Origin of the sequence: Brucella anthropi ATCC 49188 (assembly GCF_000017405.1) — a bacterium.
In the GTDB taxonomy this organism is placed as follows: domain Bacteria; phylum Pseudomonadota; class Alphaproteobacteria; order Rhizobiales; family Rhizobiaceae; genus Brucella; species Brucella anthropi.
The window spans coordinates 1,634,883-1,661,073 of record NC_009667.1 but is presented as its reverse complement, the minus strand read 5'-3'; the positions used below and the strand labels follow the sequence as shown (position 1 = coordinate 1,661,073).

The window sequence follows — 26,191 nt, the reverse complement described above, 5'->3', positions numbered from 1 at the left end:
CGGTTTTTTTCATTTCAGACTGCATATAGATGTAGATCAGCTATGCGCTGCCTGTCTGGCAGCAGCGCGTGCTTCAACGCGAGCCTTGATGGCATCGACATCCGCACGCGGCGTCGCAGCAAAGAGCTTCTTCGTATAGTCATGCTGCGGATTGTTGAAAACGTCGTCACGCAAGCCGTATTCAACCACCTCACCGAAATACATCACCATCACCTCATCGGCGATGTAGCGCACGACCGAAAGGTCATGACTGATGAAAACATAGGTGAGACCGAACTCTTCCTGCAGATCAGACAGCAGGTTCAGAACCTGTGCCTGCACGGACAGATCGAGCGCGGAAACCGGCTCGTCGAGAATGAGCAGCTTCGGGTTGAGCATCAGCGCACGCGCAATGGCGATACGCTGGCGCTGGCCGCCGGAGAACATATGCGGATAGCGGTTGAAGTGTTCGCGACCGAGGCCGACCTTCAACAACATCTGCATAGCCTTCGCGCGACGCTCCTCGGCTGACATGTTCGTATTCAGCAGCAGAGGCTCGGCCAGAACGTCACCGATCTTCTGGCGCGGATTGAGCGAGCCATACGGGTTCTGGAAAACGATCTGCACCTTCTGGCGCATTTCGGGCGTCAGGCCATCGCGAGCGATGTTCACATCCTTGCCGCCGATCTTCAATTCGCCGGAGGTCTGCGGATCGATCATGGTGAGAATACGAGCCAACGTGGACTTGCCGCAGCCCGATTCACCGACAATCGCCAGCGTCTTGCCTTTTTCGACCTTGAAGCTCACGCCCTTGACGGCATGAACCACTTTCGGTTTGCCAAACAGACCGCCGCCAACATGATAATCGCGCTTGATATCGCGCGCCTCGAGAACAATCTCGCTCATCACGCTTCTCCCGCACCATTATTTTCAAAGACGAAATCGGACACCGTTGGAAGGCGGTCGCCGGTCGCATTTTCCGGCAGGGCCGAAAGCAGTGCACGGGTGTAAGGATGCTTGGGCGCAGAGAACAGCGACAGCACGTCGGCATCCTCCATCTTGTGGCCCTTGTACTGCACAATTACCCGGTCGGCAGTTTCTGCAACGACACCCATGTCATGGGTAATCATGATGAGCCCCATGCCGTGTTCCACCTGAAGCCGCATCAGCAGATCGAGAATCTGCTTCTGGATCGTCACGTCGAGAGCAGTCGTCGGCTCGTCGGCGATGAGGAGCTTCGGGTTGCAGGCAATCGCGATAGCGATCATGACGCGCTGGCACTGACCGCCCGACATCTGGTGCGGGAAGCTCTTCAAACGCTCCGCTGCATCGCGAATGCCGACCAGTTCCAGGAGCTCAATGGCGCGGGCACGGCTCGCCGAGCCGTTCATGCCCATATGCTGCTTCAGCACTTCCTCAAGCTGATACCCGACCGTGAAGCAGGGGTTGAGGCTGGCAACAGGTTCCTGGAAAATCATCGAAATATCACGACCGATGATCTTGCGGCGCTCCTTGTCGGACATTGCCTGCAAGTCCTTGCCATCGAAGGTCATGGTGTCTGCGGTAACAGTTGCCGTCTTGGGCAGAAGCCCCATGACGGCAAGCATGCCGACCGACTTGCCTGAACCGGACTCGCCGACAATCGCAAGCACTTCGCCCTTGTCGACCCTTATGTCGATCCCGTCGACCGCCCGGAACGGGCCGGTCGAGGTGTCGAAAGAAACCGTGAGGTTCTTGATTTCAAGCAGAGCCATCGATCAGCTCCTCTTCAGTTTCGGGTCAAGCGCATCGCGCAGACCGTCGCCAATCAGGTTGATGGCGAGAACAGTAATCAGGATAGCAAGGCCGGGGAAAGTAACGATCCACCAGGCACTCAGGATGAACTCACGCGCTTCGGCAAGCATCGTGCCCCATTCTGGCGTTGGCGGTTGCGCGCCCATGCCAAGAAAGCCCAGAGCCGCAACGTCGAGGATGGCGTTGGAAAACGACATCGTTGCCTGCACCACAAGCGGAGCAAGGCAGTTCGGCAGAATGGTCTTGAACATCAGGCGCAGCTTGCTTGCACCGGCAAGCTTGGCCGCGGTCACATATTCGCGTTCCTTTTCCGCCATGACGGCGGCGCGGGTGAGACGCGAGAAGTGCGGCAGCAGAACCAGCGTGATCGCCAGAACGGCATTGATCAGACCCGGCCCGAGGATCGCCACCAGAACCAGAGCCAGCAGGAGCGACGGGAATGCCAGGATAACGTCCATGATGCGCATGAACACCGTATCGACGCCGCCACCGAAATAGCCGGTGATGAGGCCGATGGTGATGCCGAGGCACATCGAAATAATGACGATGACAAAGCCCACGAGCAGCGAATATTGCGCGCCATAGATCAGGCGGGACAGAATATCACGCCCGACAGCATCCGTTCCCAGAAGGAACTGGGTCGAACCGCCATCTTCCCAGAAGGGTGGAACCTTCACGAATTGACGGAACTGTTCCGTAGGATCGTGCGGCGCAATCAATGGAGCGAAGATCGCCACCAGAATAATCGCGAGGAATACGAAAAGACCGATCACAGCGCCACGGTTGACGCTGAAATAAAACCAGAAGTCCTTCAGCGCACGCATCTTGCCAATGTCGTTCGCGGCTTCCGGCTGAATAGCTGAGTGTGTCATGATACCCTCACTTGTGCCGGATACGCGGATTGATAAGGCCGTACAGCAGATCCACGACCAGATTCACCAGCATGATGATGAATGCAATCAGCAGCAGTCCGCTTTGCACGACCGGATAATCGCGACGGAAAATGGAATCGAGCATCCATTTGCCGATACCGGGCCATGAGAAGATCGTTTCGGTCAGGATCGCACCAGCCATCAGAACGCCGACCTGCAGGCCGATGGTCGTGATAACAGGGATCATCGCGTTGCGAAGTGCGTGCAGTCCGACAACGCGACGAACCGGCAGGCCCTTGGCGCGAGCGGTGCGCACATAGTCCTCGCCTAAAACTTCCAGCATGGCGGAGCGGGTTTGACGCGCGATAACGGCGAGCGGAATGGTCGCAAGCACGATGGTCGGCAGGATGAGATGCGAGACCGCCGAGGCGAAAGCGCCCTTCTGATCCGACAGCAGACTGTCGATCAGCATGAAACCGGTCACAGGCGGGAAGAAATAGAGCAGCGAGATACGACCGGAAACCGGTGTCCACTGCAGCACGCCCGAGAAGAAAATGATGAGCAGCAGCGCCCACCAGAAAATCGGCATCGAATAACCGACCAGCGAAATGCCCATCAGGCCCTGATCGAACCACGAGCCGCGCTTGACAGCAGCGATGACGCCGGCAGGAATGCCAAGGAGAATAGCCACAATGATCGCGCAGATGGACAACTCGACAGTTGCAGGAAACAGCGCGAAAAATTCGACGAGAACAGGCTTCTTGGTCACCAGAGACTGACCGAAATCGCCGTGCAGCAGGTTCCAGACATAATCCAGATATTGCTGCCAGATCGGGCGATCGAACCCAAGTTGCGCCATCAGTTCGGCGTGGCGCTCAGGGCTTACGCCGCGTTCGCCGGCCATCAGTAGCACAGGATCGCCAGGAAGAACCCGGACGAAGGCGAAAGCCACGATTGTGATGCCTATGAAGGTCGGAACCAGATAGACGAGCTTGTTGAATATGAAGCGGAACATACAAAAACTCCGACCGGGTGCAGGGGATCACCCTACACCCGGCCGCTTGTGTTGTCAGATTTTACTCGGAAATATCAACGTCTTCGAAGCGATAATCGCCGAGCGGGCTCTGTTTGAAGCCCGTAACCTTGGCCGACATCGGCACGAAGACCGTCGAGTGAGCAAGCGTATTCCAAGGAGCCTGCTCCTTAAAGATTACCTGCGCTTCTTCGTAAAGCTTCGTACGCTCTTCCTGGCTAGTCGAAACCTTGGCCTTCTGGATCAGGTCTTCGAACGGCTTGTAGCACCACTGGGCGCGGTTGTTGTTGCCAACACCGGCGCAGCCGAGAAGCGTGCCCAGGAAGTTGTCCGGATCGCCGTTGTCACCGGTCCAGCCGAGGATGACGGAACCGTCACGGTCCTTGTCGGACGACTTCTTGAGGTATTCGCCCCATTCCATCGAAACGATCTCGGCACTGACGCCAACCTTGGCCAGATCGGACTGCATGAGTTCAGCAGTACGACGTGCGTTCGGCATGTACGGACGGCTGACAGGCATGGCCCACAGCTTCATCTTCAGATCCTTGACGCCAGCGGCTTCGAGAGCCTTCTTGGCAGCTTCCGGATCGTACTTGTCGTCCTCGACCTTGTCGTTATAGCCCCACATTGTCGGCGGGATCGGGTTCTTGGCAACCTGGCCCTGCCCCTGGAACACGGCATCGACGATGGCCTGCTTGTTGATAGCCTGGTTCAACGCCTTGCGCACTTCCGGCTTGTCATAAGGTGCCTTCAGCGTGTTGTACGCGAAGTAAGCAACATTGAGGCCAGCCTGTTCGTCAACCTTGAGGTTGGAATCGGCCTGAAGGCCCTTGATGTCTGCCGGAGCAGGATAGGACATCAGGTGGCATTCGCCAGCCTTGAGCTTCTGCGCGCGGACAGCAGGATCGGTCGTGATTGCGAAGACGAGATCGTCGATCTTCGGCTTGCCACCCCAATAGTTTTCGTTGGCCTTGAAGCGGACGACGGCGTCCTTCTGGTAGGCGACGAACTGGAAAGGACCAGTACCGACCGGAACCTGATTGAGATCGTCCTTCTTGCCGTCGGCGGCAAGCTTGTCCGTGTATTCCTTCGAAATGATCGAAGCGAAAGGCATCGAGATATTTGCGAGGAACGGCGCTTCTGGACGGTTCAGCACAAACTTGACGGTATAATCGTCAACCTTGGTGATTTCCTTGATCAGCGCACCCATTTCCATGCTGTCGAAATATTCGTAGGTGATGCCAGCGGTGTACTGGTGCCAAGGATTGTCCTTGTTGCGCATGCGATCAAACGAGAAGATCACGTCGTCAGCGTTGAAATCACGGGTCGGCGTGAAATAGTCGTTCGAATGGAACTTGACGCCCTTGCGCAGATGGAAGGTGTATTCCAGACCATCGGCGGAAACATCCCAGCTTTCTGCGAGACCCGGCACGACTTTCGTCGTTCCGTTTTCGAATTCGGCAAGGCGGTTGTAGACCGGATGTGCCGAGGCATCGAACGTATCGCCGCCGGTATAGGCAGCCGGATCGAAGCCTTCAGGCGAAGCCGGCGAGCAATATACAAAGGTCTTTGCCGATGCAGCACCGCTCATCAGAGCCACCAGCGCGGTTGCTGCCAGGAGTTTTTGGTAGAATTTCATTATTGTCCGCCTCCACGGAAAAGCATGCCGCGCGCACCCCATTGCCCGCAGCTTGCGCTTATCGAAACGCGTGGACTGTCACTTTGCAAGCGCAATCTGTAGAACCAGTTCACATTCTCAACGGGTTTTGGCCCCAATGGTTAGATTTTTATTCCATCAATCGACGAAATTTCGAAATATTGCGCTAAAGCCCCTTGATTTATAATATTATTCGCACGCATTTTGCATGGGATAATGCAACTTATGCATCACCGACTCAGGCGCGACGTCAATGCGGCCGATCAATCGGAAATTGCTTGCAGTTTTGAATGTCCGGCATAAGTACTCCACCGAATTCGCTGGCTCTATCGAATAAGGCACAGTATTAAGTGGATAATATTAGTCATATTTGAGTCTGACAGCCATGCCTGAAACCAATCCAATTCGCCCGACCACGCCTGAAGCCATTCAGCTTGCCAAAACCCTGTTGCGGGCATCGCGCTACGGTGCCATCGCCGTTTCCGACGCTGCGACCGGCAGGCCACTGGCAAGTCGTGTCTCCGTAGCGACGGATATGGACGGAACGCCTCTCATTCTGGTTTCCGGATTGGCGGCACACACACCGGGGCTGCTGGCAAACCCGGCCTGCTCGCTTCTGCTCGGCGAGGTTGGCAAGGGAGACCCCCTCGCCCATGCGCGCGTCACGCTTCATTGTCAGGCCCGGAAAGTTGAGAGAACAGCCGCTGACTACCCCCGCATTCGGCGACGTTATCTCAATCACAATCCGAAGGGTTCGCTTTATGTGGATCTTGGAGACTTTGTCTTTTTCCGGCTTGAACTGGAAAGCGCCAGCTTGAATGGTGGCTTTGGCAAGGCATTCAACCTGACACAGGACGACTTGCTCTGCGCTGCGTCGATCAGCGCGGACTTTGCCGAAAGCGAGCAAAATGCGCTCGACAGCATGAACGAGTATCACGCACCAAAAATTGCGCAAATTGCTCAACAGCTTTTAAAAGCGGGAACCGTCAAAGATCAGCAGAAGGCGATAGGATTGGATCCGGATGGCGTCGACATCGCCAATGGCGACCTTGTTCTGCGTTACGTTTTTCCTTCGAATCCACCTTCCGTAAGGGAAGCTGTTACAGCACTGACCAAACAGTAAATAAAGTCCCCTGAAACAAAACCGCATTTTTTTTGGGACGAAATTGCACGTCTTTATACTGGATTGAATATAAGCAAGGGCTTTTCAAATTCTGCATATGGCATTATTTTCAATATGCATGCTTATGAAAATTCGCATGTATATTTTTAACTTTGTCGAGTCTTACGGGGGTATGACGGCAAATGAGCAACGAGAATACTTTCTTTGATTTAATTGAAAATGTAGATCAGGCTGCCGACTTCCTGTCGGCACTTGCTAACAATAAGCGATTACTAATTTTATGTAAGTTGCTTCATAATGAAATGTCGGTAGGTGCGCTTGCCAAGGCGATTGACCTTAGCCAATCCGCCTTGTCTCAGCACCTGGCAAAATTGCGAGCCCTTGACCTCGTTTCTACCCGTCGCGACGCGCAGACCATCTATTATATGGTCTCTTCGCCGCATATCGAGTTGATGTTGTCGACACTTTCAAGTCTGTATATGAGTCCAACACCGCGCAGACATAATCTGGCGGCAGTCGCTCACGCATAATCACATGAGGTCACAGCCGTGCGATGAACCAAGACACTCATTCGCACGGCTGCGTCCAGCAGATCGACGATCCGAACGACATCCGCTTGTCCCCTTATCGCGATATTCGCGAAAAGGATCTTGTAGGACGCCAGCAGCGGTTTATCGCTGAAGGTAAAGTGGTTCTGAACGTCCTGTTCTCATCTTCGGCACGTTTTGAGACAGAATCACTGCTCGTTCTGGAGAACCGGCTTGCGGGCCTCGGCGAACAACTCAGCCAATTGCCCTCAGAGGTTCCTGTCTATTCCGTTCCACAAACTGTTATGGACGCGGTCGCGGGATTTCATGTCCATCGCGGCATTCTTGCAGTAGGCCGTCGCAAGACGCCGCCAAGCCTTCAGGCAATGCTGGATACCCTGCCCGCAAAATCACTCGTCGTCGTTTTGTGCGGCATTTCCAATCACGACAATGTCGGTTCGATCTTCCGCAATGCCGCCGCTTTCGAAGCCGACTGCGTCCTGATGGACGATACGTGCTGCGACCCGCTTTACCGCAAGGCTATTCGGGTATCGGTCGGCGCCACGCTGAAAGTTCCCTATTTCCACGGTGGAAGCATTGATGAGATCATCGCTGCGCTGGGCGATGCCGACTTCAACCTGCTTGCGCTCAGCCCGTCATCGTCGCTCAGTGTCTACGATGCGACCAAGCACGGCCGACAGGCGCTCTTGCTCGGCACGGAAGGCGAAGGATTACCGCCACGCCTGCTTGAGAAGCTGCAAACAGCGCGAATTCCCATGTCCACTGCGTTCGACAGCCTGAATGTTGCAACCGCATCCGGCATCGCCTTGTCGCGCTTCAGCAAGTTTCAGTAGATTTCTCGTTTACCTGACGATGGCAATACCGCTGCTATCAACCGGCCGTCGATGGCTGCCAATCCTGCGGCGATCATTGCCATGCCGATCAAATGCTTGGCTTGCAAAGTCTCGCCAAGAAAGAGCACTCCGAGCAGGATTGCACTAACGGGAATGAGAAACGTCACCAGCATGAGATTGACCGCGCCCGCCGTCGAAAGAATGCGGAAAAAGAGAACATAAGCGAGTGCTGTTGAAAGAAGCGCGATACCGGCCAGCGCTCCCCAGACTGCCGCGCTCGGAGCGGCCAGCGTCCAGGGATGATCGACCAACAAAGCCACCGGAATGAGCATGACGGTCGTGGCCGTCACCTGGCCGGTAGCGGTTATCAACGGCGCGACCCCCATCGCTTTGAAGCGGCGACCGAAAATTCCCGCCAGCGAATAAGAAAAAGCAGCACACAGAATCGCAAGCTGCGGCCACAGATTGCCTCCAAGCCCGCCGATGGCATCGGGTCCGATCATGATTGCTACACCGCAAAAGCCGATCAAAACGCCAGCAATTTTGTTCCGGGTGATCTTTTCATCCGCCGTCAGAAAATGCGCAACAATGACGCCGAAGAGCGGTGTCGTGGCATTGAGGATGGAAGCCAGCCCGCTGGCAATCTGGGTCTGCCCCCAGACGATGAGACAGAAAGGCAGCAGATTATTGAGAAAGCCCATTCCGAAAAACGCCAGCCATACACGGCGGTCTTTCGGCAGCGACAGGCCCATCATGCGAATCAATACGACCAAAGCGAGCGCAGCCAGCCCCACCCGAAGCGTGACGATACTGAAAGGCGGCAATTCTCGAACAGCAATGCCGTTGAAGAAGAATGAACCGCCCCAGAGAACGGAAAGAACAAGAAGCATCGCCCATTCCTTCCACCCCATCATTTTCTGCGCCGTCATCTTCAAGACCTCTGAAGCCAAAGCTTGGAGCGCATCCCGAAAAGCGTGGAACGGTTTTCGAATAAGATGCGCATCAAAACAAAAAGTTGGAGCGCCGATCTGATTCGGCCGGATCAAAACGCGCTCAAAATACCGCTCACTATGAGCTTAGACGCAGCCAGTGCAATTGACTCCCCGTTTGTCGCTTTCAAACTCTGGAGCATGTATCTCGAAAGTGGAAACCGGTTTCGGAATAAAGGCATGCATAACAACGAATGCTCTAACTGAGATAGCATCTTGCTGACACACATAAAAAAAGCGGATGCTCTCGCACCCGCTTTTCATTCATCGATCAGAAAAAGCTTCAAGCTGCCGAGGCACTTGCCGTGTTGGCAACAAGGCGGCGCAACATCTCTTCTGCCTGTGGCTCGCGTTCCGAACGGCCAATAAAGCCGCCGCCAAAGACGCGCGCAGTGTTGCTTTCATCGGAATAAAGCACGCAGGCCTGTCCCGGAGCGATACCGCTTTCACCATCGACCAGCTCAACCCAAGTCTGGCCATCGGCATGGCGCAGCACGGCAGGGCGTGGCGGTCGGGTCGAGCGAACCTTCGCGAATACTTCCATTCCGCCTTCAGGCAAATCGCTGATCGGCGCATCGCCCAGCCAGTTGATGTCACGCAGGAAGACTTTGTGCGTTTCCAGCGCTTCACGCGGACCGACGATAACCCGCGCATTGGCGGCATCGAGATGCACGACATAAAGCGGTTCACCTGTGGCAACGCCAATGCCACGGCGCTGGCCAACGGTGTAGTGTACAATGCCATCGTGGCGGCCGAGCGTGCGGCCATCGATATGGACAATATCGCCGGGATTGGCCGCTTCCGGCTTCAGTTTGGAGATAATGTCGGAATATTTGCCCTGCGGCACGAAGCAAATGTCCTGGCTGTCCTGTTTCTTGGCGACAGTCAGGCCCATTTCCTCTGCAATTTCACGCACCTGTGCCTTCGGCAGATGACCGAGCGGGAAGCGCAGATAATCGATCTGCTCCTGCGTGGTTGCAAACAGGAAATAGCTCTGGTCGCGATCCGTATCGACCGGACGATAAAGCGCACGGTGCGCACCATTGGCGCGGCTGCGAATGTAATGTCCTGTCGCCAGCGCGTCGGCGCCAAGATCGCGTGCGGTCTGGAGAAGATCGGCGAACTTGACCGTCTGGTTACAGGAGACGCATGGAATCGGTGTTTCGCCGCTGACATAGGAATTCGCAAATGGATCGATCACAGCTTCGCGGAAGCGTGCTTCGTAATCGAGAACATAATGCGGAATGCCGAGACTTTCCGAAACGCGGCGGGCATCTTCGATGTCCTGTCCCGCACAGCAGGAACCAGCGCGATGAACGGCTGCGCCATGATCATAAAGCTGCAGCGTCACGCCAACGACATCGTAACCTTCACGTTTGAGAATCCCGGCCACAACAGATGAATCGACGCCACCCGACATGGCGACGACAACGCGCGTGTCTTCCGGCTTTCCCGGCAGATCGAGGCTGTTCAGGCTCATGATTGATTCCAGCTTCCGGGCATACGCCCTGCTTCTCAAAATTTAGATTTCTGCGCCCTATATAGGCTAAAGTGCGGCAATTTGCCAAGGGTCCGGGAACAATCATTGTCCAGATTGCGACAGGCAAGGCACACTTCCCCGTGAGGTTTTCCAGACATATGTCGCAAAAACGCCGGCAATAGGGCGAAAACGAAAATTTTTCCAAGTCTTACCAGAGAGTTACCAGCTGCTTAGGTAATTTTTAAAGCTGTCGCGTTAGTCTCACACTCGATTAGGTCCTTGAGTGTTGTGTAGAGAGTACAATGACCGATCTGGTAAGACCGCGTATAAAATATGTTATCGGTCCTGATGGCAGCCCGCTGACCATTGCGGACCTTCCCCCCGCCAATACAAGGCGCTGGGTCATCCGCCGCAAGGCCGAAGTTGTCGCTGCTGTTCGCGGCGGACTTCTGAGCCTTGAGGAGGCATGCCAGCGTTATACATTGACGGTGGAGGAGTTCCTTGGCTGGCAATCCTCGATCGACGAGCATGGTCTCGCCGGTCTCAGGACCACCAGAATACAACAATATCGTCACTAAGACCTGTCTCGCCAAAACCGGGACAGGTTTTGGAAGGACGGGGATCATGGCCTCGGTGGAACAATATCTTCCGTGCTTGTCATGGATCGACAAATCGAAAACCGGCCCACGTGGCCGGTTTTTATTTGCACATTCCGTTCCTATGTTGTGAACTTGATGCGTTGATCAGAACACGTATTTGTTCAGGAGGATGGCATGAGCGGGACTATCGAGATTCGCAAGGAAGACAGCTCCGACGGCGGACGCTATGCGGCTGTTCTTGACGGCAGCGAAGCCGAAATGACCTATACGAAGCTTGGTCCCTCATTGATTTCCATCGACCACACTTTCGTGCCGGATACGATGCGTGGCAAAGGCGTCGCGCAGGCGCTTGCCAAGAATGCCGTTCTGGACGCGCGGCGCAGCGGATGGAAAATCATCCCGCGCTGCAGCTTCATGCACGCGCAGGCGATGCGTCATCCCGACTGGTCGGATGTTTTCGGCAAGGAATAATCGCTGAACTAAAGCATGTCTCCCAAAAGTGGGAACCGCCTTCGCGGGGAAATCAGTCCACTGGGCTGATTTCTGATTTCGCAACAATGGGATAAAGATGCACGTAAAAACAAAGAGATAGAGCATTTCCAACGATTCGATTTAAACTGGAAATGCTCTATTGCAGGTCGCGAATGCGGCGCGCCAGACTTTTGGGGCCGGATTTCTTGTCTTTTCCTGTGTCAGATTTTTCTGCCGCTTCAAGAATTGAATGGATCGGAGATTCCGGTCCTTCTTTTTCAGCGGTCGCAGCCACCATACGGGCGGCGAGCACGGCCATTTCTTCACGAAGCGCTGCATTCTCGCGTTCGATTTCGGCCAACTCGGGGTTGTCACTCGCGCCAGCATTCTTACGGCTATAGCGCTCGATTTTTTCCTGCGCGTCGGAAAGCTCGGATATCAGCTTTTCAAGCTTCTGCTGCAGTTCACCATTGCGCCGCTTTTCGCTTTTCAGCTCCGTTTGTGCAGAGGTCAACTGGGTCGAAACTTCGTTGTAACGTGCTGCGGCTTCCTTGCGATCTCGACGCATTTCAGTCATCTCGTTTGTCAGACGGCTGTACTCCGTCTCGCTTCCACTTATTTCGATACGCAAGGTATCGGCCAGTCCCTCGAGCGCGCTGTAGTGGCTCTGCATCCGTTCCAGTTCCGCCTGGAGGATTTCTGCTTTTTCCAGCGCCGTGTCACGCGCCGCCTCGGCTTCTTTCGTCACCCGCTCGTGCTCTTCCAGTTGCTTCTCGATCTCCGCCTGGCTTCCTTCGAGGAGCGGAATGCGTTTCAGCTCTTCATATTGCCGGGCGAGCGTCACCTTCTGTTCCGCGTTCTTGTGGCGTTCGAGCTTCAGCAATTGTTCCTGACGGCTGACTGCAACGGCGTGTTCGGCGCGCAACCCGTCGCGGTCGGCACGTATCTCGGCCAGCGTTATCGGCAGTTCCGCCTGAACCTGCCGGCGCGCCAGAAAAAAGGCGCGTCGCCAGACCGAAGGGCCGAGCAGAACCACGACGAAAACTGTCACAAGAACGCCGAATATGAAAAAGAGAGCGGACTGGATCACGATTTCAAATAGGCCCGAGCGGTTTCAGACAAATATTTCCTATTCATAGTGCGCAATCGACCGTCTTTCCAGCCAGCTAAAACAATCTCCGGCTGAAAAGACACCTATGCGCAACTAATCCTTAAAACGGATTCCACGTCGGCGCAGCGGACAGCTTCAGATAACCGATATTCACACCTAGCCTCGCGCCCACACCGGTGCGGATCGGCACCAGCATGATGTTCTCGCGTTTCAGGACGTTGAAGCCGACACCCGCAATGACATAGGCAGAGCCTGCAACACCGGCATAACGACCGTAAAGGTTCTGGATGTCGTCGAGATTGTAGACGAGCATCATCACACGAGAACCCTGCCCGCCGAAATCCCAGCCAAGTGAAGGGCCTTGCCAGTAGGTCTTATGGTCGCCTGCGTTCTTGGTATAGAGCGTGCCTTCGCCGTAGGTCAGGCCGCCGATGAAAGCGCCGGAGCCTTCTTCACCAAGAATATAGCCGTTGGGCAGACCAAAACTCTGGAACGCCTTTTCGACCGCGCTTGCGATGCCACCCGAAGTCGACCCGAAGAACCTGTGACCAGATTCGACGATTTCCTCGGCAGTGTATGTGTTCTGTGCTCTGGCCTGATTTGGCAGAGCGATGAAAGAAACAAACAGCGCCGCAAAAAACGCAACGAAGCACGCCGCATTGCGGAATCTGATTTGCGACAGGGATTGTATGGCCATGTAAAATTCCTTTTGGCTCTCCGCTCCTCTGTCTGACGGCCCTGTTAAAAGCCAGACCACGTCTCTTACGGACATTTCGGTCGAATCGCACCTATTTTAGACCCGAATTTATTGTCCAAACCTTTAAGCATCGAAATTGGCTTTACGAAGGCATACGATTTCCAGCTTTTCACACTGATGTGAGGGAATGCCGGAGCCCGAAAGAACCGGAAAGAGAGCTTTGTTGCGGCGGTCCGACGGCGCGTGTATCCAGTTAAATCGATATTCCGGGCGATTCGCCCACCTTCATGCAGCGCGCAAACTCTGGCTTTGCGAACTGTCTCGTCAACCGATAACGGTCTGCTCATCCAACACGCCGGGACGAGCAGGATCGATCCGCGTTCCGGAGAAAACGCCATGCCAATGCCCGTTACCCTTTCTGCGCTCGACCTCGGTGCGCTTCTGTGCAGCAGGATCTGTCATGACATCATTTCGCCGGTTGGCGCGATCAATAACGGCCTGGAACTGCTGGAAGAAGGCGGAGCCGACGAAGACGCCATGGCGCTTATCAAGTCGAGCGCCCGCAATGCCTCCGCCCGCCTTCAGTTTGCCCGCATCGCTTTTGGCGCTGCAGGTTCGGCGGGCGTGCAGATAGACACAGGCGATGCACAGAACGTCGCCACTGAATATTTCAAGAACGAAAAGCCGGAATTCACCTGGGAAGGCACGCGTGTCCTTCTGCCCAAGAACAAGGTCAAGCTGCTTCTGAACATGCTTCTGATCGGCAATGCAGCCATACCACGTGGCGGCTCACTGGCTGTGCGCCTCGAAGGCGGAGATACCGAACCGCGCTTCGTCATCACCGTGAAGGGTCGTATGCTGCGCGTTCCGCCGAAGTTCCTTGAGCTTCATTCGGGTGCGGCCCCGGAAGAGCCGATCGACGCCCATTCCGTCCAGCCTTACTACACTCTGCTTCTGGCCGAAGAAGCCGGCATGAAGATTTCCATCCACGCCACTGCGGAAGACATCGTATTTTCTGCTGAATAAGCGCCCCTGAGCGCGGGGCCGCCCCGCGCTCACACTGGCAAACAGTCATAAAACCCTCTATCAGTCAGGCAACGCATTTCCAGTGAGATATGCGTCAGAAGATGTTCAGCGAAGGCGTGACAGCCAACACGCATTTGTGGAGGGGGACTGCATGGCGAATGAACCAATGACAGGTTATTGCCTGCTGGTCGACGATTCCTCCGTCATTCGCAAAGTTGCGCGCCGCGTCCTTTCCGAAACCATTGCAGAATTTGCTGAGGCCTCAACCGGTCGGGAAGCGCTCGAAATCTGTTTTGCGCGCAAGCCAGACGTCGTTCTGCTCGACTATGACCTTCCGGACATGACAGCGCTGGAAGTCGTGACCGAGCTCCGCGCCATGCCGGGCGGCGACCGCCCCCGCATCATCCTGTGTCTTTATGAACTCGATGTGACCCGCATTATGCGGGCGAAGCGCGCAGGCGCCAATGGCTACATCCTGAAGCCGTTTGACCGCGCCTATCTCACCGAACAATTTTCAGGCATTCTGTCCGCCTAAATCCAAAAGCAGTCCCCAAAAAGCAAAAGCTCCGCCGAAGCGGAGCTTTTTACATTTCGAAGCCTGTTGCCGATCAAGCGCTTTCGCGCATTTCCGCATCCGGCTCACGCAGCACATAGCCGCGACCCCAGACAGTCTCGATGTAGCTCTGGCTACCGGAAACAGCGTCAAGCTTCTTGCGCAGCTTGCAGATGAAGACGTCGATGATCTTCAGTTCCGGCTCGTCCATGCCACCATAGAGATGGTTGAGGAACATTTCCTTGGTGAGCGTCGTACCCTTGCGGAGCGAAAGAAGCTCCAGCATCTGGTATTCCTTGCCGGTCAGATGAACGCGCTGGCCGGAAACTTCGACCGTCTTCGCATCCAGATTGACCACCAGGTCGCCCGTCGTGATGACCGACTGAGCATGTCCCTTGGAACGGCGCACAATCGCATGAATACGTGCGATCAGCTCGTCCTTGTGGAACGGCTTGGTCATGTAGTCATCGGCGCCGAAGCCCAGACCGCGAACCTTATCCTCGATACCGGCCATGCCGGAAAGGATAAGGATCGGCGTCTTCACCTTGGACAGACGCAAGGTGCGAAGAACTTCGTAACCAGACATATCCGGCAGGTTCAAGTCCAGCAGGATGATATCGTAATCATATAGCTTGCCGAGATCGATGCCTTCTTCGCCCAGATCGGTCGTGTAGACATTAAAACTCTCGGACTTAAGCATCAACTCGATGCTCTGTGCGATAGCACTGTCGTCTTCAATCAAAAGGACGCGCATCTCTTATCCCCTTTCCGCAGCCGACCCGATGTCCCTCACGGCAGCACACGGAACTATCGTTGCCTGTGCATGAAGGTGCCAGCAAATGGTTAACAAAATATGATTCTGCTTGGCAAGCATATTTCTGCCCTGTTTAGAAAATTCTCTTACGCGCCTGAATCATAAAGACATTCTCATTCTGATGACTCTAAAGCATCGCATTAAGAATCTTCGCTAAGCGATTCATCTGACTCTAGCTTTCGCCTGTTGCCGAAAAACCACACGAGGTTTACCGAGCCTTAAGTCCTAACGCGTATGATTAACTTCGCCGGTAAAGGAATGGTTACCAAACGAGCGAATTCTTAACTTTTTGTTTCGCTTGTTGAGCCCTTTCGGAAGAACGGCTGCGATGATTTCCCCTTTAGGGGCTTGGATTCGCAAGGAGATTCGGCGGTGGATCGGGTGCGTTTTGCTCGTTTACACCTGTTAATAAAGTCGGGGGGAACGCCCCAACACATGAAGCTGGTTGGTGTTCAAGGAGTATTGCGTATGAAGCCACGTGAAAGCCTAGTCAGGCTGAAACTGTTCCAGGTGAAGGAAAAACGCCGTCAACTGGGCCAGCTCGACCTGATGATCGGCGAGTTCGAACGGATGGCCGGAGAACTCGACGCCCAGATTCTATCGGAAGAGAAAAAAGCTGGCATCACTGACATCAATCATTTCGCTTATCCGACCTTCGCCAAGGCGGCACGCCAGCGGCGCGACAATCTCTTCGTATCGATTCGCGACCTGATGTCCCAGAAGGAAGCGGCCGAAGCCGAATTGTCGGCTGCGGAAACCGAACTGACGAAAGCCGAAGCGCTCGAAGAACGCGACGGTGGCAAGGCTCCGCGGGAAGTGATCGAGCGCCCTGTCAACCAGCGCCGCGCCATGATCGGCTGATCGAAGCGGCCATACGGAAATTCAAGACGCTGCTTTTGTCGAAAAGCGGCGTCTTGCCGTTTGCTGCAAGCACCTCATTTTCCTCAGTATATTGATATTTAGAAATCAATATTTCCCGAGTAAAATCGGATTTGCATAGCTTCCTCCCCAGATGTAGTGAGGAAGGGCAATGCAGAAAACCTCCCCCTCAGGGCCGAATTCGACCCCAAGCAAATTCAATTTCAGGAACAGAGCCAGACCAATCCAATGGATCTTGCTGGCTGTGTTTTCCGCTATTTTGATTTTTGCAGGAGAAGTGCTGCAGCTACCTGCCGCCATGCTCCTTGGCGCGATGCTCGGCGCAATCCTGATGGCTGCAGGCGAAAGCACCTTGCGGGTTCATCGCTGGCTGTCGCTGTTAGCCCAAGGCGTTGTCGGCTGCCTTATCGCCCGTTCGATCACGGCGGAGTTTTTCACCAGCATGGGGCAACACCTGCCCGTTATCCTGCTCTCCGTCGGCTATGTGCTGTTTACCAGCACTTTTATCGGCTATCTGCTCGCGCGGTTTCGCATCCTGCCCGGAACAACTGCTGTATGGGGATCTTCTCCGGGCGCTGCCACCGCAATGACACTGATGGCCGAAGCCCATGGAGCCGATGCTCGTCTCGTCGCCTTCATGCAATATCTGCGTGTGGTGCTGGTCGCCACAGCCGCTTCGCTCGTCCTGCGCCTCAGCACAGGCGTGGAGACCGTTGCGCCTGTCGAAATCGTCTGGTTTCCGCCCATCGACTGGTCCACCCTCGGCCCGACAGTGCTTCTGATTGTCGGCGGCTCGTTCCTTGGAGAAATTCTCCGCATCCCCACCGGCGCCATGCTCGTGCCGCTTGTACTGGGCGCATTGCTTCAGGACACCGGTTTCATCACCATTGACCTGCCACCATGGCTGCTCGCGGTCAGCTACCTGCTTATCGGATGGCGCATCGGCCTTGGCTTCTCACGCGCCATCATCGCTCATGCCGCGCGGGCTTTTCCAGCGGTGCTGACATCCACGCTGCTCCTCATTGCCGTTTGCGGACTGTTCGGCATGGCGCTCGGTCACGTGCTGGGACTCGATCCGCTGACCGCCTATCTCGCTACCAGTCCCGGCGGCGCCGATACTGTTGCAATCATCGCAGCATCAAGCAATGTCGACCTGCCCTTCATCATCGCGATGCAGACCAGCCGCTTCTTCATCGTGCTTCTGGCAGGTCCTGCCATCGCCCGCTTCATCGCTGCGCGCATCGATAAGCGGATCATGAAAAAGAACCTTTAATACCAAGTCTCGTTGAGTTTGACTCATCGAGACTTGGTTAAGCCCGTGCGGCGATTGAGCATTCTCAGGGCGTGATGCCTTTGCATCTTAACGCCCTGCTATAACAGCCCGATTGCCGAAACTGGCGGGACCGTGTTACGCTTTCTGAATGACACAGGTTTGCACCCATCTCATGTTTCAGGGCAGTGCAGGCGCAGCTCTGGAAACATATCGTTCGATCTTTCCCGACTTCCTGATCGAGTCGATCAAAATCTATGACGAAGCGAGCGGCAGTCCCGGCAAGGTGCAGATTGCACGTGTGACCTTTGCCGAACACCGGCTGATCGTCATCGACAGCCCCATTCCGCATCAGTTCGATTTCAATCCATCCATATCGCTGTTCGTCGATTTCCATGATGAGGAAAGCCTGACCAGCGTTTTTGAAAAGCTATCAGAAGGTGGTGAGACGCTGATGCCGCTCGACAATTACGGGTTCAGCAAGCTTTTCGCCTGGATCAAGGACAAATACGGCGTTTCCTGGCAATTGAACTTACAGGCATGACAAATAAAAAACCCGGCTTTCGCCGGGTTTTTCGTCAATAAGGTTGAGATAGATCAGGCCTTCTTTCCGTGAAAACCACGGATGGCGCCGATGATCTTGTCATGATCGGCTTCCGACAGATAGGGGTGCATCGGCAGGCTCAGAATGCGGTTCGGCAGGCTTTCCGAAATCGGAAGTCCACCCGGCGCAACCGGATAATGCTTGTATGCCGTCTGCTGGTGCAGCGGCTTCACATAATAGATGACCGAAGGAATGCCTTCCGCCTGAAGATGCGCCTTCAGGCCGTCACGATTTTCGCTCTCGATGGAATACTGAGCCCATGCCGAACGGTTGCCAGCCGGAAGGGCGGGAACCTTGACGACATCCTTCAGCGCTTCGTTGTAGCGCTTGGCGATGCGGTCACGTGCTTCCATTTCGTCTTCCAGGATCGCAAGCTTTTCCAGAAGGACGGCAGCCTGAATCGTATCGAGACGCGAGTTGATGCCGATACGGACATTGTCGTACTGGGTTTCGCCCTTGCCGTGGAACAGCACCGAGCGCAGCGTATCGGCCAGTTCGGCGTCGTTGGTGAACATGGCACCACCGTCGCCATAGCAGCCGAGAGGCTTGGCCGGATAGAAGCTCGTCGCACCGACATGGCCGAAAGCACCACACATGACATTGTCACGCTTGCCGCCGATCGACTGTGCAGCGTCTTCGATGACGAACAGGCCTTCGCGGTCGGCGATGGCGCTGATGCGGTTATAGTCGGCAGCCAGACCGAACAGATCGACCGGGATAATCGCTTTCGGCTGCAGACGGCCTTCCTTACGGATAGCGGCGATGGCAGCTTCAAGCTGTTCGATATTCAGATTGTATGTGTCCGCGTCTACATCGATGAACACCGGCTCTGCGCCAACCAGCGCAACAACTTCCGCCGTGGCAGCGAAGGTGAAAGACGGAACGAACACCGCGTCACCCGGGCCGATACCGCGTGCCATCAGGGGCATCTGCAAGGCATCGGTGCCATTGGCGCAGGCGATGACGTGTTCCACACCCAGATATTCACCGAGCTTCTTTTCGAATTCGGCCACTTCCGGTCCAAGAATATAACGGCCTTCCGCAACAACCTTGGAAATGGCGGCATTGAGACGGTCTTCGATACGCGCGCGCTGCGCTCCAAGATCAATAAACTGCATGTTGGCTCCAATATATCTGGCCCGCACAAATGGATATGCGAATCCTCGGCAACCTATTTATTCGCTTGCGCCCTGCCCCGCTATGGCCAGAGCGTTCAAAGTTTTGCGATTCCTGTAACACCGCTTGACGCAGTTGACGCGGATCGCACGGCTCCCCTTTAGCGCGGGTGCCGGACAGTGCCTTCCGTGAGGATACGCAGCACACTGATTGCTTCCTTGCCATCGGTACGCGGCTTTTCGCGCGTCTCGATGCAATGCAGGAAATGCTGCAATTCGCGTGTCAGCGGCATGCCTTCCTCAACCGGGATATAGACAGGCTCGACGGATTTGAAAGACCACTGGTCGTTTTCCCGCCAGACTTCATGGCTGTAGAGCGCAAGCTTGCGATCCCATGGCTCGCCGTCATCGAAGACAGCCATGCCCTTTGTGCCGGTAACGGTCAGGCGGCGTTCACGATAAGCATTCAGGCGCGACGCAAACAGGTGGCCGCGGATGCCATTCGGAAAATCGAGATGAAGATGGGCGATGTCTGTGAGATGATCGAGCGTCGCAACACCCTCTCCGCGAACCGCGCTCGGTTCCTCCCCGGTGATAGCCAGGATCATCGAAAGATCGTGCGGCGCAAGATCCCACAGGGCATCGAACTCGTTGTGGAACTTGCCGAACCCGACGCGATGCGAATGCACATAGCGAATGTCGCCGAGCTCACCGCTTTTCACCATGTCGAGGAGCTTCTCGAAGGCCGGGTGGAAACGCAGCACATGGCCAACCATGAACACGCGACCGTTTTCGCGGGCAGCTTCCACTTCGGCTTCTGCAGCCGGAATGTCGAGCGCAATCGGCTTTTCGACCAGAACGTCCTTGCCGTTTTTCACTGCCTGAATGGCATATTGTGAATGAAACTGCGCTGGCAGCGCCAGAACGATGCCATCAATGTCTGGACGCGTGAACAATTCATCGACGGGAATGCTCGGAACATTGAACTCGGTCGCGAGGCGTTCCGCCTGTTCTGCCCTTGAGTCCGAGACCGCCTGAAGGGCACCGAGGCTCTTCAGGGTACGAATGTGATTGCCGCCCCAATAGCCGCAACCCAAAACCGCAATACGAGGTGCCATAAAACTATGCCTTTGCTGATGCCAAGTTCCTTATCGGTGCAAATGATAGAAAACAAGACGAAAGCTATGCGAAGAGTGCTTGACAGCATTTCATTCCGCACATATACCGCCGCCATTCCTTGCAGGAACAACGATTTGTCCCACCGGAAACGGCGATCATGAAGTTGTCTCTGTAAAGCGACGCGTGGCGGAGTAGCTCAGTAGGTTAGAGCAGAGGAATCATAATCCTTGTGTCGGGGGTTCGAATCCCTCCTCCGCTACCACTTTATTAGCCCATTTTGGCCGGTAGCCATTTTCAACGTCCTCACCGATCAGTGAAGCAAGCCATCCTTTTACTTCGATAATCGGCGTCATGTTCGACGGCGACGGATGGACGGTTACTTCCGCGACTACCTTGCGCAGCGATGAAACCAAAGCGGAATGCGGCTCCTTCTGGAATTCAGCGAGCCGGGCCGAAAGTTCGTCCATATCTTTTTTGTAGTTTTCGATTGCCGCCGGATGAAGTTCGACGTTATCGACCGTAGGCGCGACAAGAAGGTCGGCTTTCAAGTGCGCGATTTCTTCGTCAAGAGCGCCGCGACGTTCGCCGAATTCTTCGTCGGTCATCAGCCCCTTGATACAAAGCGTTAGCATCCTATCCAGTTCGCCTTGAGCCTTCGAAAGATTGCGTTCGATTGTCGCACGGTTCCGATTGATTTCCGTCGCAAGGCGGCGGCGCTCCTGAATGTAGCTATCGATATAAGCCTTGAGCAAATCAGGGTCGGAAAGTTGTTCCCGCATCGCTTCAACGACGGAAAATTCGATAGCTTCGACCTGATATTTCCGCGTGTGATCGCAAGTGCCGGTTTCACGGGTTCTAACGCACCGGATGCGCGGCTTTCCATTATTATAGCCATCAAGCGTCATGCCACCGCCGCACTTTCCGCATTTGAGAAGACCAGACAGCATTCGCGGACGCTTCGGCGATCTTTCAATCGTTGTTTCAAATGTCCGCTCTTCTACTCGCGCCGCAACCATCGCCGCTGTCTCTTCGTCTACGATCCGAAGTTCGGGCACATTCTTGCGCTGCCATTCACTTTCGGGATTATTCCGGCTCACGCGCTTGCCCGTCTCAGGATCGCGGACCATTGTTACCCGGTTCCAAATCAGCACGCCGCCGTAAAGCGGATTTCGAAGAATGCCATTTGTTCGCTTCTTCGATCCGATCAAAGTTGAAGGGTTCCAAACAAGACCGCGCGGCGGCTTGAAGCCGTCGCGGTTCAAGCCCAATGCGATTTCACGCGGGTTTTTCCCATCAGCGTATTCACGAAAGACGCGCCGAACTACGACCGCCTCTTCTTCGTCAATGACCAATTCGCCCGGTTTGCCGAGAACAGGCTTATAGCCATAAGCCTTGCCACCTGCCGATAAGCCGTCGCGGACGCGGCCAGACATACCGCGCCGAACCTTATGCTTTAGGTCTTCAAGATAAATCGCGCCGATCAGGCCACGGATACCGATTTGAATGGTGTCGGCCTTGCCGTCATGGACTGCGATAATATCGATGCCGAGAAACTTGAGCCGCTTATAGATTGCGGCCATGTCTTCCTGATCGCGCGAAACGCGATCAAGGGCTTCGACTATGACGGCATCGAACTGCCCGTTCTTCGCGTCATTGAGCAAACGAAGAAGGCCGTCACGCTCAAGCATTGACGACCCGGACTTCGCTTTATCGTTGTAGGTTCCGACAACCTGAAATCCGTTTGCCTGTGCAAATTTGCTGCAAAGCGCTATCTGGTCATCAATAGAGCGCGGCGACTGTAGTTCAGTCGAAAATCTAGCGTATATCGCTGCCTTCCGCATGGGTTCCTTCGTCCTTCAATAAGTCTTCGTCGCATTCGCGCGATACCTTATCGTGGTCACGGCGCGCAGCGGAATAAGCAAGCTCACGAATAATCCGCATAAAATCTTCTTTTTCGGACATTTTTTCGCGCTTTCTATTTGCGGCTAATCGGCGTCATCTGTCCGCAGTGTTTGCATTTAGTGCGGGTCCGCTCGCTTAGCCGTTTCATTTCATCTTGATATCGCTCCCTTGACGCCTGCCACCTGTTTTCCGCTTGGGCCAATTTGCGCAGTACGAACATGGGGTCGAGACGGGTTCCGCAAAGGCTGCATTCGACTTCGGTTTCGCCCTCGCGAATAAAGTAAGTGGCATGGATTTGTCGCCCGTTGCGGAATTGCCAAGCGTGGTTGCAAACGCCGGGTTCATGGCTGACGATTTTTAACATCGGTTCGTCTTCGCCCGGTGGGGATTTGAACTTGATCGGCAGCTTTGTGATTTTGTCTTCGTCTTCCGTCATTTCTATTCCCAATCGATCCGAATTACGCGCAAGCCCGCCTTCTCTGCGCGCTTAATCATATCGTGCGTTCCCGGCCCGCCCCGAAAGGCGATGACGCCTTCGGGTTGCGCCTCTTCAAGCATCTTCTGGTTTCTGCGCGCTCCGGCGAGCGCGTCATATTTCGTGCCGTCTGACCGTTCGCGGATTACCGCGTCAGGATGCGACAAGTCGGTCCAATGCGCGGGAAACGTTTCGCCGTCTACGAACTTTGCCCCGCGCCATTGACGCGCAAGGGCGTCCGCGCCTGTTGCGCCACCTTCAACGACAAAGACCAAGCCAAGCCGCTCGCGGGCCGCATCAAGGATTTGATAGACGCGCGCTTCGTTGAAATAACTTCTGCCGCCGCAAACAATCCAGACACCTTTATTCATGGCTGCGACCTTTTACCTTTGTCGGCTTTTTCCTGCCCATAGGCCGCTTCGGCCATTTGCTGGTTCGCTTCGGTTGCTCGCTTTCGTCTCTCTCAAGCAACCGGCGGCGAAACGTTTGCTGTTCTTCATTCAAGCGTTTCGCTTTCGCGATCTTGTGTACGTCGCCGTCTGCTACCGTTGCTCGCTTGGTGCCGCCGCGACCAAATGTCTTTTCCCGGTGTTCGTCCAAGGTCAGCATATAAATGTGGTTCGGGTCATTCTGTGGTGGGATAGTATCGCCCGTCGCCGGATCGACCTCGCGCAATGCGAGCGGTGGCGAATGATCGAACTCGACCTGTTCGACCGTAAGGCCGAAACGCTTGAGCGCTGCAATCAGCTTTACCCGGTCAGGCATTTTCTTCCGCTTCACAGCAAGCCCCCTGCGCGCTCAATCGCGACACGTTTGCAATGCTGCCAGACCATTGAAGCAAGACGCCATGCCGCTTCGGTATTCTTGCGCTTGGCGATCTTTTCGGCCTGCCGCTTACGGCGGCGAAGAGCCGCCGGGACAAGCGGCCAATGCTTCATGCAAATCCATTCGTTATGCTCTTGCGGCAATGCCTTCTTGGCGATTGTTCGACGGCAGAACGGCACGGAACAATTGATGCGATCTTCACTCATTGGAAAACCTGCCAGAATAAGAATAGGAAAACGGCGGCGGTCAGTAACCACCAAGGGAAGCGAACAGGCGTTGACGCTCGCCTTTTCATCTTCTGCGACCACGAATGGCGGCTTCCGGCGGCGACGATTTGCGCTCAAGGCCCTGTTCGATCATCACCTTTTCAAGCTGGTCAGACATTTTGCGAAGCATATCCGCGATAGCGTGCAGGCCGTTGTAAGAACGATCAATGCCGCTTTCCATAATGGCCTTCGTAATCCGGCCTACTTCGGTGCCCTTGCTGGTGAAGGCAGAATATTCACCGAACGTAATGCCGCTTTCCGCTTCAAACTGTTCGACAATAGCCAAGGCGTTTTCGTTCGCCGCCGTCCTTCGCTTAACCGCCAATTCAACCCTTTCTTCAAATCGGGCTTCCTTGTCTGCCATTCGACGGGCTATTTCGTTTTCAATTTCCGCTTGATCGGCTTTCGACGCACGGCGAAGGAGGGCAGCAAGAAATTCGCGTGTAACCGGCTTTGCATCGGTTCGCTGTGGTGTCTTCCGCGTAGCAAAGCGCGTACCGTCGTATTCGATCCAGCCCCACGCGGGCGGTATTTCGCTAAGGTCTTGGACAACGCCCGGACCTGTAACCAGTGTCCAGTAATCGCAGAAGGCGGCGATAGTTTCGGCCTTCTCCGGCTGCGAACGTTCCTTGTTCCAATCGCTACGCGAAACCTTGATTTCCATGCCGGTAACGGTCAATCCGCGTGAAGGCCACAAGGACATTACGACCGCATCCGCAAAGCGCGTATGTCGCGCGCCGGTAGCGTCCCCGACTTCGAACAGGATCGCCCATTCAGGTTCCGAATAGGACCGACGAAGCGCAGCCTTGATTGCTGCGGCAGTTACTTTCGTCATTGACTTACCCCCGGATCAAGGCGGCAAACAAGCTTGCCGTCCTGCCGTTCAAAAAGCTTGAGCGGTGCAAGACAGCGGATTTCGTAGCGCACACAGTCGGAATAGCGGTAGCCACCGCCTCGCGAATAGACGTACTTTTCGGGTCCACGCTCAGAACAAACTTGGCGCGGCGATTGAATATCCCCGTCACCACAAGCGGAAAGCGACACCGCGAGAAAAGGTAAGGTAAGCAGCGAAACCCTAGGCATTAGAGCCGCCTTTCAAAGTCGTTTTATGGTCGGGGATTTCGCCGCGTGATGCGCGGCGCAAGCTGACTTTGTGCTTGTCGAGTATTGTTTTAGTTTCGCGCCAAAGTTCGCCGATAGCGGCTTCCGATCCTTCAACTTCGATCAAGAGATAGTGACGCGCGGCTCCCATTTATTCACCCCGAATTTCCGCAAGGGCTTCTTCACGCGCTCGATTGAGTTCGGCCATAGCCTCATGCGATCCGCCCGGCGCGTCAGGATGGAATTGCTTTGCGCGCGCACGATAACGCGCTTCTATTTCGTCCTCCGGCGGGTTCTTCCCCGGCGCGAAGCTGAATACGGCGCGCCATTCTCTCTTTCCCGGCGACGGAAGGGCCTTGAAGCCTTGGAAAGTCGCGCGAACGAGCGCAAGCGTGCCGTGCCTAAGCTCGGTTCGGCGTGCGTCAAGGACGTGGAAAATAGCTTGCAAATTGGCTTCGACCGTCTGGTAACGGTCCACTGCAATGCAGCGCATTTCCCCATCCCAACGAAACCAGATTGCGACACCCGGATCGGCGGGTCTGCTTACGCCAAGCGTAACATTGGACGAAATGACAAGATCGGCTATCGCCCTACCACTGTCGCGACCGAAGGCGCTCAAGGCCGTCTCTACATTTTTGAGCGCCGCCGATAGTGTTGTACGAAACTGGCCTTTTTCGCGGTTTTTTGCGCGCGGCATCGTTTCCGGCCAGTTGAGCGGATAAGCAGCGACTTCAACCATTTTTCAGCCCGAACGCTGCGGCGGACACGCCAAATTGTTTCGTATCGGAAAAGATGCGCTCGGCGAAAAGCGCTCGCATCAATTCTGGCACTTCCTGTTGTTTATAAATCTGACCGCCAAGAGCGATCCCAAACGCCATACCCAAGCCGACAACGGGGTCGTTGTGGTGAAACTTATCTCCAAGGGCAACCTTGAGACGGGCGGCAAAACGCTCGTAAAGCTCTTCCAGTTCGCCTCGAACTTCATCCATGACAAGTTTCATCGCGTCTTCTTTTCCGGCAAACTTGTTCATTGCATCGCTCATGTGATCTTCCTCT

Annotated in this window: 33 protein-coding genes, 1 tRNA gene and 1 pseudogene; 12 read left to right on the top strand and 23 right to left on the bottom strand. The window is 55.1% G+C overall.

Annotated features, from left to right (window positions below):
* Positions 1 to 36: 36 nt before the first annotated feature.
* From OANT_RS08260 to OANT_RS08240, 5 genes are all read right to left on the bottom strand, one after another.
* Positions 37 to 885, bottom strand: a complete 849-nt coding sequence (locus tag OANT_RS08260; RefSeq protein WP_012091631.1) for a dipeptide ABC transporter ATP-binding protein — start codon at positions 883 to 885, stop codon at positions 37 to 39.
* A complete protein-coding gene (locus OANT_RS08255) occupies positions 885 to 1,733 on the bottom strand; it encodes an ABC transporter ATP-binding protein (protein ID WP_012091630.1) in 849 nt (282 codons plus the stop codon). The genes OANT_RS08260 and OANT_RS08255 overlap by 1 nt, the downstream gene beginning before the upstream one ends.
* Positions 1,734 to 1,736: 3 nt before the next feature.
* Positions 1,737 to 2,645 carry an ABC transporter permease subunit gene (locus tag OANT_RS08250; protein WP_010659568.1) on the bottom strand — a complete coding sequence of 303 codons (909 nt, stop codon included), beginning with the start codon at positions 2,643 to 2,645 and terminating at the stop codon, positions 1,737 to 1,739.
* A gap of 7 nt (positions 2,646 to 2,652) precedes the next feature.
* Complete coding sequence (locus tag OANT_RS08245; protein ID WP_010659567.1) at positions 2,653 to 3,660, bottom strand: ABC transporter permease subunit; 1,008 nt, start codon at positions 3,658 to 3,660, stop codon at positions 2,653 to 2,655.
* A gap of 61 nt (positions 3,661 to 3,721) precedes the next feature.
* Positions 3,722 to 5,317 (bottom strand): ABC transporter substrate-binding protein, encoded by a 1,596-nt coding sequence (locus OANT_RS08240; RefSeq protein ID WP_010659566.1) that lies wholly within the window; start codon positions 5,315 to 5,317, stop codon positions 3,722 to 3,724.
* 403 nt (positions 5,318 to 5,720) lie between these two features.
* On the opposite strand from OANT_RS08240, the gene OANT_RS08235 reads away from it, so the two are divergent.
* The 3 genes from OANT_RS08235 to OANT_RS08225 all read left to right on the top strand — a co-directional run bounded on the left by OANT_RS08235 (position 5,721) and on the right by OANT_RS08225 (position 7,839).
* On the top strand, positions 5,721 to 6,458 hold the full coding sequence (locus OANT_RS08235) for a HugZ family pyridoxamine 5'-phosphate oxidase (protein WP_012091629.1): 738 nt from the start codon (positions 5,721 to 5,723) through the stop codon (positions 6,456 to 6,458).
* Between the two features lie 182 nt (positions 6,459 to 6,640).
* Positions 6,641 to 6,988 carry an ArsR/SmtB family transcription factor gene (locus tag OANT_RS08230; protein WP_010659564.1) on the top strand — a complete coding sequence of 116 codons (348 nt, stop codon included), beginning with the start codon at positions 6,641 to 6,643 and terminating at the stop codon, positions 6,986 to 6,988.
* A 23-nt stretch (positions 6,989 to 7,011) separates the two neighbouring features.
* Positions 7,012 to 7,839, top strand: a complete 828-nt coding sequence (locus tag OANT_RS08225) for a TrmH family RNA methyltransferase (RefSeq protein ID WP_012091628.1) — start codon at positions 7,012 to 7,014, stop codon at positions 7,837 to 7,839.
* On the opposite strand, the gene OANT_RS08220 is transcribed toward OANT_RS08225, so the two are convergent.
* The gene (locus OANT_RS08220; protein ID WP_012091627.1) at positions 7,833 to 8,768 is read right to left on the bottom strand and encodes a DMT family transporter; all 936 of its coding nucleotides are present in this window, start codon (positions 8,766 to 8,768) and stop codon (positions 7,833 to 7,835) included. The two genes, OANT_RS08225 and OANT_RS08220, sit on opposite strands and share 7 nt — an antisense overlap.
* Positions 8,769 to 9,111: 343 nt before the next feature.
* Positions 9,112 to 10,308, bottom strand: coding sequence for a tRNA 2-thiouridine(34) synthase MnmA (mnmA, locus tag OANT_RS08215; RefSeq protein WP_012091625.1), 1,197 nt, complete (start codon positions 10,306 to 10,308; stop codon positions 9,112 to 9,114).
* Between the two features lie 302 nt (positions 10,309 to 10,610).
* On the opposite strand from mnmA, the gene sciP reads away from it, so the two are divergent.
* Together sciP and OANT_RS08205 are read left to right on the top strand one after the other, a co-directional pair.
* Positions 10,611 to 10,886 carry a CtrA inhibitor SciP gene (gene sciP, locus OANT_RS25570; RefSeq protein ID WP_010659559.1) on the top strand — a complete coding sequence of 92 codons (276 nt, stop codon included), beginning with the start codon at positions 10,611 to 10,613 and terminating at the stop codon, positions 10,884 to 10,886.
* A 195-nt stretch (positions 10,887 to 11,081) separates the two neighbouring features.
* Complete coding sequence (locus OANT_RS08205) at positions 11,082 to 11,378, top strand: GNAT family N-acetyltransferase (RefSeq protein ID WP_010659558.1); 297 nt, start codon at positions 11,082 to 11,084, stop codon at positions 11,376 to 11,378.
* Between the two features lie 157 nt (positions 11,379 to 11,535).
* On the opposite strand, the gene OANT_RS08200 is transcribed toward OANT_RS08205, so the two are convergent.
* Together OANT_RS08200 and OANT_RS08195 are read right to left on the bottom strand one after the other, a co-directional pair.
* A complete protein-coding gene (locus OANT_RS08200; RefSeq protein WP_172488804.1) occupies positions 11,536 to 12,444 on the bottom strand; it encodes a coiled-coil domain-containing protein in 909 nt (302 codons plus the stop codon).
* Between the two features lie 145 nt (positions 12,445 to 12,589).
* Positions 12,590 to 13,186 (bottom strand): DUF1134 domain-containing protein, encoded by a 597-nt coding sequence (locus OANT_RS08195; RefSeq protein ID WP_010659556.1) that lies wholly within the window; start codon positions 13,184 to 13,186, stop codon positions 12,590 to 12,592.
* A gap of 396 nt (positions 13,187 to 13,582) precedes the next feature.
* On the opposite strand from OANT_RS08195, the gene chpT reads away from it, so the two are divergent.
* Both chpT and OANT_RS08185 read left to right on the top strand, forming a co-directional pair.
* The gene (gene chpT, locus OANT_RS08190; protein ID WP_006467394.1) at positions 13,583 to 14,212 is read left to right on the top strand and encodes a histidine phosphotransferase ChpT; all 630 of its coding nucleotides are present in this window, start codon (positions 13,583 to 13,585) and stop codon (positions 14,210 to 14,212) included.
* A gap of 151 nt (positions 14,213 to 14,363) precedes the next feature.
* Complete coding sequence (locus tag OANT_RS08185; protein WP_012091623.1) at positions 14,364 to 14,747, top strand: response regulator; 384 nt, start codon at positions 14,364 to 14,366, stop codon at positions 14,745 to 14,747.
* A gap of 73 nt (positions 14,748 to 14,820) precedes the next feature.
* Here the strand turns inward: OANT_RS08185 and ctrA are convergent, their stop codons facing one another.
* Complete coding sequence (gene ctrA / locus OANT_RS08180; RefSeq protein ID WP_010659553.1) at positions 14,821 to 15,519, bottom strand: response regulator transcription factor CtrA; 699 nt, start codon at positions 15,517 to 15,519, stop codon at positions 14,821 to 14,823.
* Positions 15,520 to 16,047: 528 nt separating this feature from the next.
* Here ctrA and OANT_RS08175 point away from each other — a divergent pair.
* The 3 genes from OANT_RS08175 to OANT_RS08165 all read left to right on the top strand — a co-directional run bounded on the left by OANT_RS08175 (position 16,048) and on the right by OANT_RS08165 (position 18,272).
* Entirely contained in the window at positions 16,048 to 16,440 is a 393-nt protein-coding gene (locus tag OANT_RS08175; RefSeq protein ID WP_006472627.1) for a hypothetical protein, read from the top strand.
* Positions 16,441 to 16,609: 169 nt separating this feature from the next.
* Positions 16,610 to 17,731 (top strand): AbrB family transcriptional regulator, encoded by a 1,122-nt coding sequence (locus OANT_RS08170; RefSeq protein ID WP_012091621.1) that lies wholly within the window; start codon positions 16,610 to 16,612, stop codon positions 17,729 to 17,731.
* A gap of 148 nt (positions 17,732 to 17,879) precedes the next feature.
* Positions 17,880 to 18,272: a VOC family protein gene (locus tag OANT_RS08165; protein WP_012091620.1), complete on the top strand. Its 393-nt coding sequence runs from the start codon at positions 17,880 to 17,882 to the stop codon at positions 18,270 to 18,272.
* A 53-nt stretch (positions 18,273 to 18,325) separates the two neighbouring features.
* Here OANT_RS08165 and OANT_RS08160 read toward each other — a convergent pair whose 3' ends face one another.
* Together OANT_RS08160 and OANT_RS08155 are read right to left on the bottom strand one after the other, a co-directional pair.
* Positions 18,326 to 19,450, bottom strand: a complete 1,125-nt coding sequence (locus tag OANT_RS08160; RefSeq protein ID WP_012091619.1) for a DegT/DnrJ/EryC1/StrS family aminotransferase — start codon at positions 19,448 to 19,450, stop codon at positions 18,326 to 18,328.
* Between the two features lie 158 nt (positions 19,451 to 19,608).
* Positions 19,609 to 20,565, bottom strand: coding sequence for a Gfo/Idh/MocA family protein (locus tag OANT_RS08155; protein WP_012091618.1), 957 nt, complete (start codon positions 20,563 to 20,565; stop codon positions 19,609 to 19,611).
* Between the two features lie 186 nt (positions 20,566 to 20,751).
* Here OANT_RS08155 and OANT_RS08150 point away from each other — a divergent pair.
* Together OANT_RS08150 and OANT_RS27125 are read left to right on the top strand one after the other, a co-directional pair.
* Positions 20,752 to 20,828, top strand: a tRNA-Met gene (locus tag OANT_RS08150).
* A 157-nt stretch (positions 20,829 to 20,985) separates the two neighbouring features.
* Complete coding sequence (locus OANT_RS27125; protein WP_041545101.1) at positions 20,986 to 21,195, top strand: hypothetical protein; 210 nt, start codon at positions 20,986 to 20,988, stop codon at positions 21,193 to 21,195.
* Between the two features lie 156 nt (positions 21,196 to 21,351).
* Here the strand turns inward: OANT_RS27125 and OANT_RS27410 are convergent.
* The 11 genes and pseudogenes from OANT_RS27410 to OANT_RS08100 form a co-directional block, all read right to left on the bottom strand.
* Positions 21,352 to 22,407 (bottom strand): annotated as a pseudogene (locus OANT_RS27410) (recombinase family protein); the annotation flags it as partial.
* Positions 22,382 to 22,528 carry a hypothetical protein gene (locus OANT_RS26710; RefSeq protein WP_158304322.1) on the bottom strand — a complete coding sequence of 49 codons (147 nt, stop codon included), beginning with the start codon at positions 22,526 to 22,528 and terminating at the stop codon, positions 22,382 to 22,384. The pseudogene OANT_RS27410 and the gene OANT_RS26710, both read right to left, overlap by 26 nt.
* Positions 22,529 to 22,541: 13 nt before the next feature.
* Positions 22,542 to 22,904, bottom strand: coding sequence for a hypothetical protein (locus OANT_RS08130; RefSeq protein WP_012091616.1), 363 nt, complete (start codon positions 22,902 to 22,904; stop codon positions 22,542 to 22,544).
* Between the two features lie 2 nt (positions 22,905 to 22,906).
* Positions 22,907 to 23,314 carry an SLOG family protein gene (locus tag OANT_RS08125; protein ID WP_012091615.1) on the bottom strand — a complete coding sequence of 136 codons (408 nt, stop codon included), beginning with the start codon at positions 23,312 to 23,314 and terminating at the stop codon, positions 22,907 to 22,909.
* Positions 23,307 to 23,723 carry a hypothetical protein gene (locus OANT_RS08120; RefSeq protein WP_115179280.1) on the bottom strand — a complete coding sequence of 139 codons (417 nt, stop codon included), beginning with the start codon at positions 23,721 to 23,723 and terminating at the stop codon, positions 23,307 to 23,309. The genes OANT_RS08125 and OANT_RS08120 overlap by 8 nt, the downstream gene beginning before the upstream one ends.
* Complete coding sequence (locus tag OANT_RS08115; RefSeq protein ID WP_012091613.1) at positions 23,720 to 24,076, bottom strand: hypothetical protein; 357 nt, start codon at positions 24,074 to 24,076, stop codon at positions 23,720 to 23,722. The genes OANT_RS08120 and OANT_RS08115 overlap by 4 nt, the downstream gene beginning before the upstream one ends.
* Positions 24,060 to 24,869 carry a hypothetical protein gene (locus OANT_RS08110; protein ID WP_012091612.1) on the bottom strand — a complete coding sequence of 270 codons (810 nt, stop codon included), beginning with the start codon at positions 24,867 to 24,869 and terminating at the stop codon, positions 24,060 to 24,062. The genes OANT_RS08115 and OANT_RS08110 overlap by 17 nt, the downstream gene beginning before the upstream one ends.
* A complete protein-coding gene (locus OANT_RS26360; protein ID WP_012091611.1) occupies positions 24,866 to 25,117 on the bottom strand; it encodes a hypothetical protein in 252 nt (83 codons plus the stop codon). Before OANT_RS26360 ends, OANT_RS08110 begins: the two co-directional genes overlap by 4 nt.
* The gene (locus tag OANT_RS26705; protein WP_158304321.1) at positions 25,110 to 25,286 is read right to left on the bottom strand and encodes a hypothetical protein; all 177 of its coding nucleotides are present in this window, start codon (positions 25,284 to 25,286) and stop codon (positions 25,110 to 25,112) included. Before OANT_RS26705 ends, OANT_RS26360 begins: the two co-directional genes overlap by 8 nt.
* Positions 25,287 to 25,874 carry a J domain-containing protein gene (locus OANT_RS08105; protein ID WP_012091610.1) on the bottom strand — a complete coding sequence of 196 codons (588 nt, stop codon included), beginning with the start codon at positions 25,872 to 25,874 and terminating at the stop codon, positions 25,287 to 25,289.
* Positions 25,867 to 26,178, bottom strand: coding sequence for a hypothetical protein (locus OANT_RS08100; protein ID WP_012091609.1), 312 nt, complete (start codon positions 26,176 to 26,178; stop codon positions 25,867 to 25,869). Before OANT_RS08100 ends, OANT_RS08105 begins: the two co-directional genes overlap by 8 nt.
* Positions 26,179 to 26,191 lie beyond the last annotated feature (13 nt).

Coding starts and splice junctions, on each gene's coding strand:
- OANT_RS08260 (WP_012091631.1), bottom strand. CDS start 885: ATGAGCGAGATTGTTCTCGAGGCGCGCGATATCAAGCGCGATTATCAT.
- OANT_RS08255 (WP_012091630.1), bottom strand. CDS start 1,733: ATGGCTCTGCTTGAAATCAAGAACCTCACGGTTTCTTTCGACACCTCG.
- OANT_RS08250 (WP_010659568.1), bottom strand. CDS start 2,645: ATGACACACTCAGCTATTCAGCCGGAAGCCGCGAACGACATTGGCAAG.
- OANT_RS08245 (WP_010659567.1), bottom strand. CDS start 3,660: ATGTTCCGCTTCATATTCAACAAGCTCGTCTATCTGGTTCCGACCTTC.
- OANT_RS08240 (WP_010659566.1), bottom strand. CDS start 5,317: ATGAAATTCTACCAAAAACTCCTGGCAGCAACCGCGCTGGTGGCTCTG.
- OANT_RS08235 (WP_012091629.1), top strand. CDS start 5,721: ATGCCTGAAACCAATCCAATTCGCCCGACCACGCCTGAAGCCATTCAG.
- OANT_RS08230 (WP_010659564.1), top strand. CDS start 6,641: ATGAGCAACGAGAATACTTTCTTTGATTTAATTGAAAATGTAGATCAG.
- OANT_RS08225 (WP_012091628.1), top strand. CDS start 7,012: ATGAACCAAGACACTCATTCGCACGGCTGCGTCCAGCAGATCGACGAT.
- OANT_RS08220 (WP_012091627.1), bottom strand. CDS start 8,768: ATGACGGCGCAGAAAATGATGGGGTGGAAGGAATGGGCGATGCTTCTT.
- mnmA (WP_012091625.1), bottom strand. CDS start 10,308: ATGAGCCTGAACAGCCTCGATCTGCCGGGAAAGCCGGAAGACACGCGC.
- sciP (WP_010659559.1), top strand. CDS start 10,611: ATGACCGATCTGGTAAGACCGCGTATAAAATATGTTATCGGTCCTGAT.
- OANT_RS08205 (WP_010659558.1), top strand. CDS start 11,082: ATGAGCGGGACTATCGAGATTCGCAAGGAAGACAGCTCCGACGGCGGA.
- OANT_RS08195 (WP_010659556.1), bottom strand. CDS start 13,186: ATGGCCATACAATCCCTGTCGCAAATCAGATTCCGCAATGCGGCGTGC.
- chpT (WP_006467394.1), top strand. CDS start 13,583: ATGCCAATGCCCGTTACCCTTTCTGCGCTCGACCTCGGTGCGCTTCTG.
- OANT_RS08185 (WP_012091623.1), top strand. CDS start 14,364: ATGGCGAATGAACCAATGACAGGTTATTGCCTGCTGGTCGACGATTCC.
- ctrA (WP_010659553.1), bottom strand. CDS start 15,519: ATGCGCGTCCTTTTGATTGAAGACGACAGTGCTATCGCACAGAGCATC.
- OANT_RS08175 (WP_006472627.1), top strand. CDS start 16,048: ATGAAGCCACGTGAAAGCCTAGTCAGGCTGAAACTGTTCCAGGTGAAG.
- OANT_RS08170 (WP_012091621.1), top strand. CDS start 16,610: ATGCAGAAAACCTCCCCCTCAGGGCCGAATTCGACCCCAAGCAAATTC.
- OANT_RS08165 (WP_012091620.1), top strand. CDS start 17,880: ATGACACAGGTTTGCACCCATCTCATGTTTCAGGGCAGTGCAGGCGCA.
- OANT_RS08160 (WP_012091619.1), bottom strand. CDS start 19,450: ATGCAGTTTATTGATCTTGGAGCGCAGCGCGCGCGTATCGAAGACCGT.
- OANT_RS08155 (WP_012091618.1), bottom strand. CDS start 20,565: ATGGCACCTCGTATTGCGGTTTTGGGTTGCGGCTATTGGGGCGGCAAT.
- OANT_RS27125 (WP_041545101.1), top strand. CDS start 20,986: ATGCGGCTCCTTCTGGAATTCAGCGAGCCGGGCCGAAAGTTCGTCCAT.
- OANT_RS26710 (WP_158304322.1), bottom strand. CDS start 22,528: ATGTCCGAAAAAGAAGATTTTATGCGGATTATTCGTGAGCTTGCTTAT.
- OANT_RS08130 (WP_012091616.1), bottom strand. CDS start 22,904: ATGACGGAAGACGAAGACAAAATCACAAAGCTGCCGATCAAGTTCAAA.
- OANT_RS08125 (WP_012091615.1), bottom strand. CDS start 23,314: ATGAATAAAGGTGTCTGGATTGTTTGCGGCGGCAGAAGTTATTTCAAC.
- OANT_RS08110 (WP_012091612.1), bottom strand. CDS start 24,869: ATGACGAAAGTAACTGCCGCAGCAATCAAGGCTGCGCTTCGTCGGTCC.
- OANT_RS26360 (WP_012091611.1), bottom strand. CDS start 25,117: ATGCCTAGGGTTTCGCTGCTTACCTTACCTTTTCTCGCGGTGTCGCTT.
- OANT_RS26705 (WP_158304321.1), bottom strand. CDS start 25,286: ATGGGAGCCGCGCGTCACTATCTCTTGATCGAAGTTGAAGGATCGGAA.
- OANT_RS08105 (WP_012091610.1), bottom strand. CDS start 25,874: ATGGTTGAAGTCGCTGCTTATCCGCTCAACTGGCCGGAAACGATGCCG.
- OANT_RS08100 (WP_012091609.1), bottom strand. CDS start 26,178: ATGAGCGATGCAATGAACAAGTTTGCCGGAAAAGAAGACGCGATGAAA.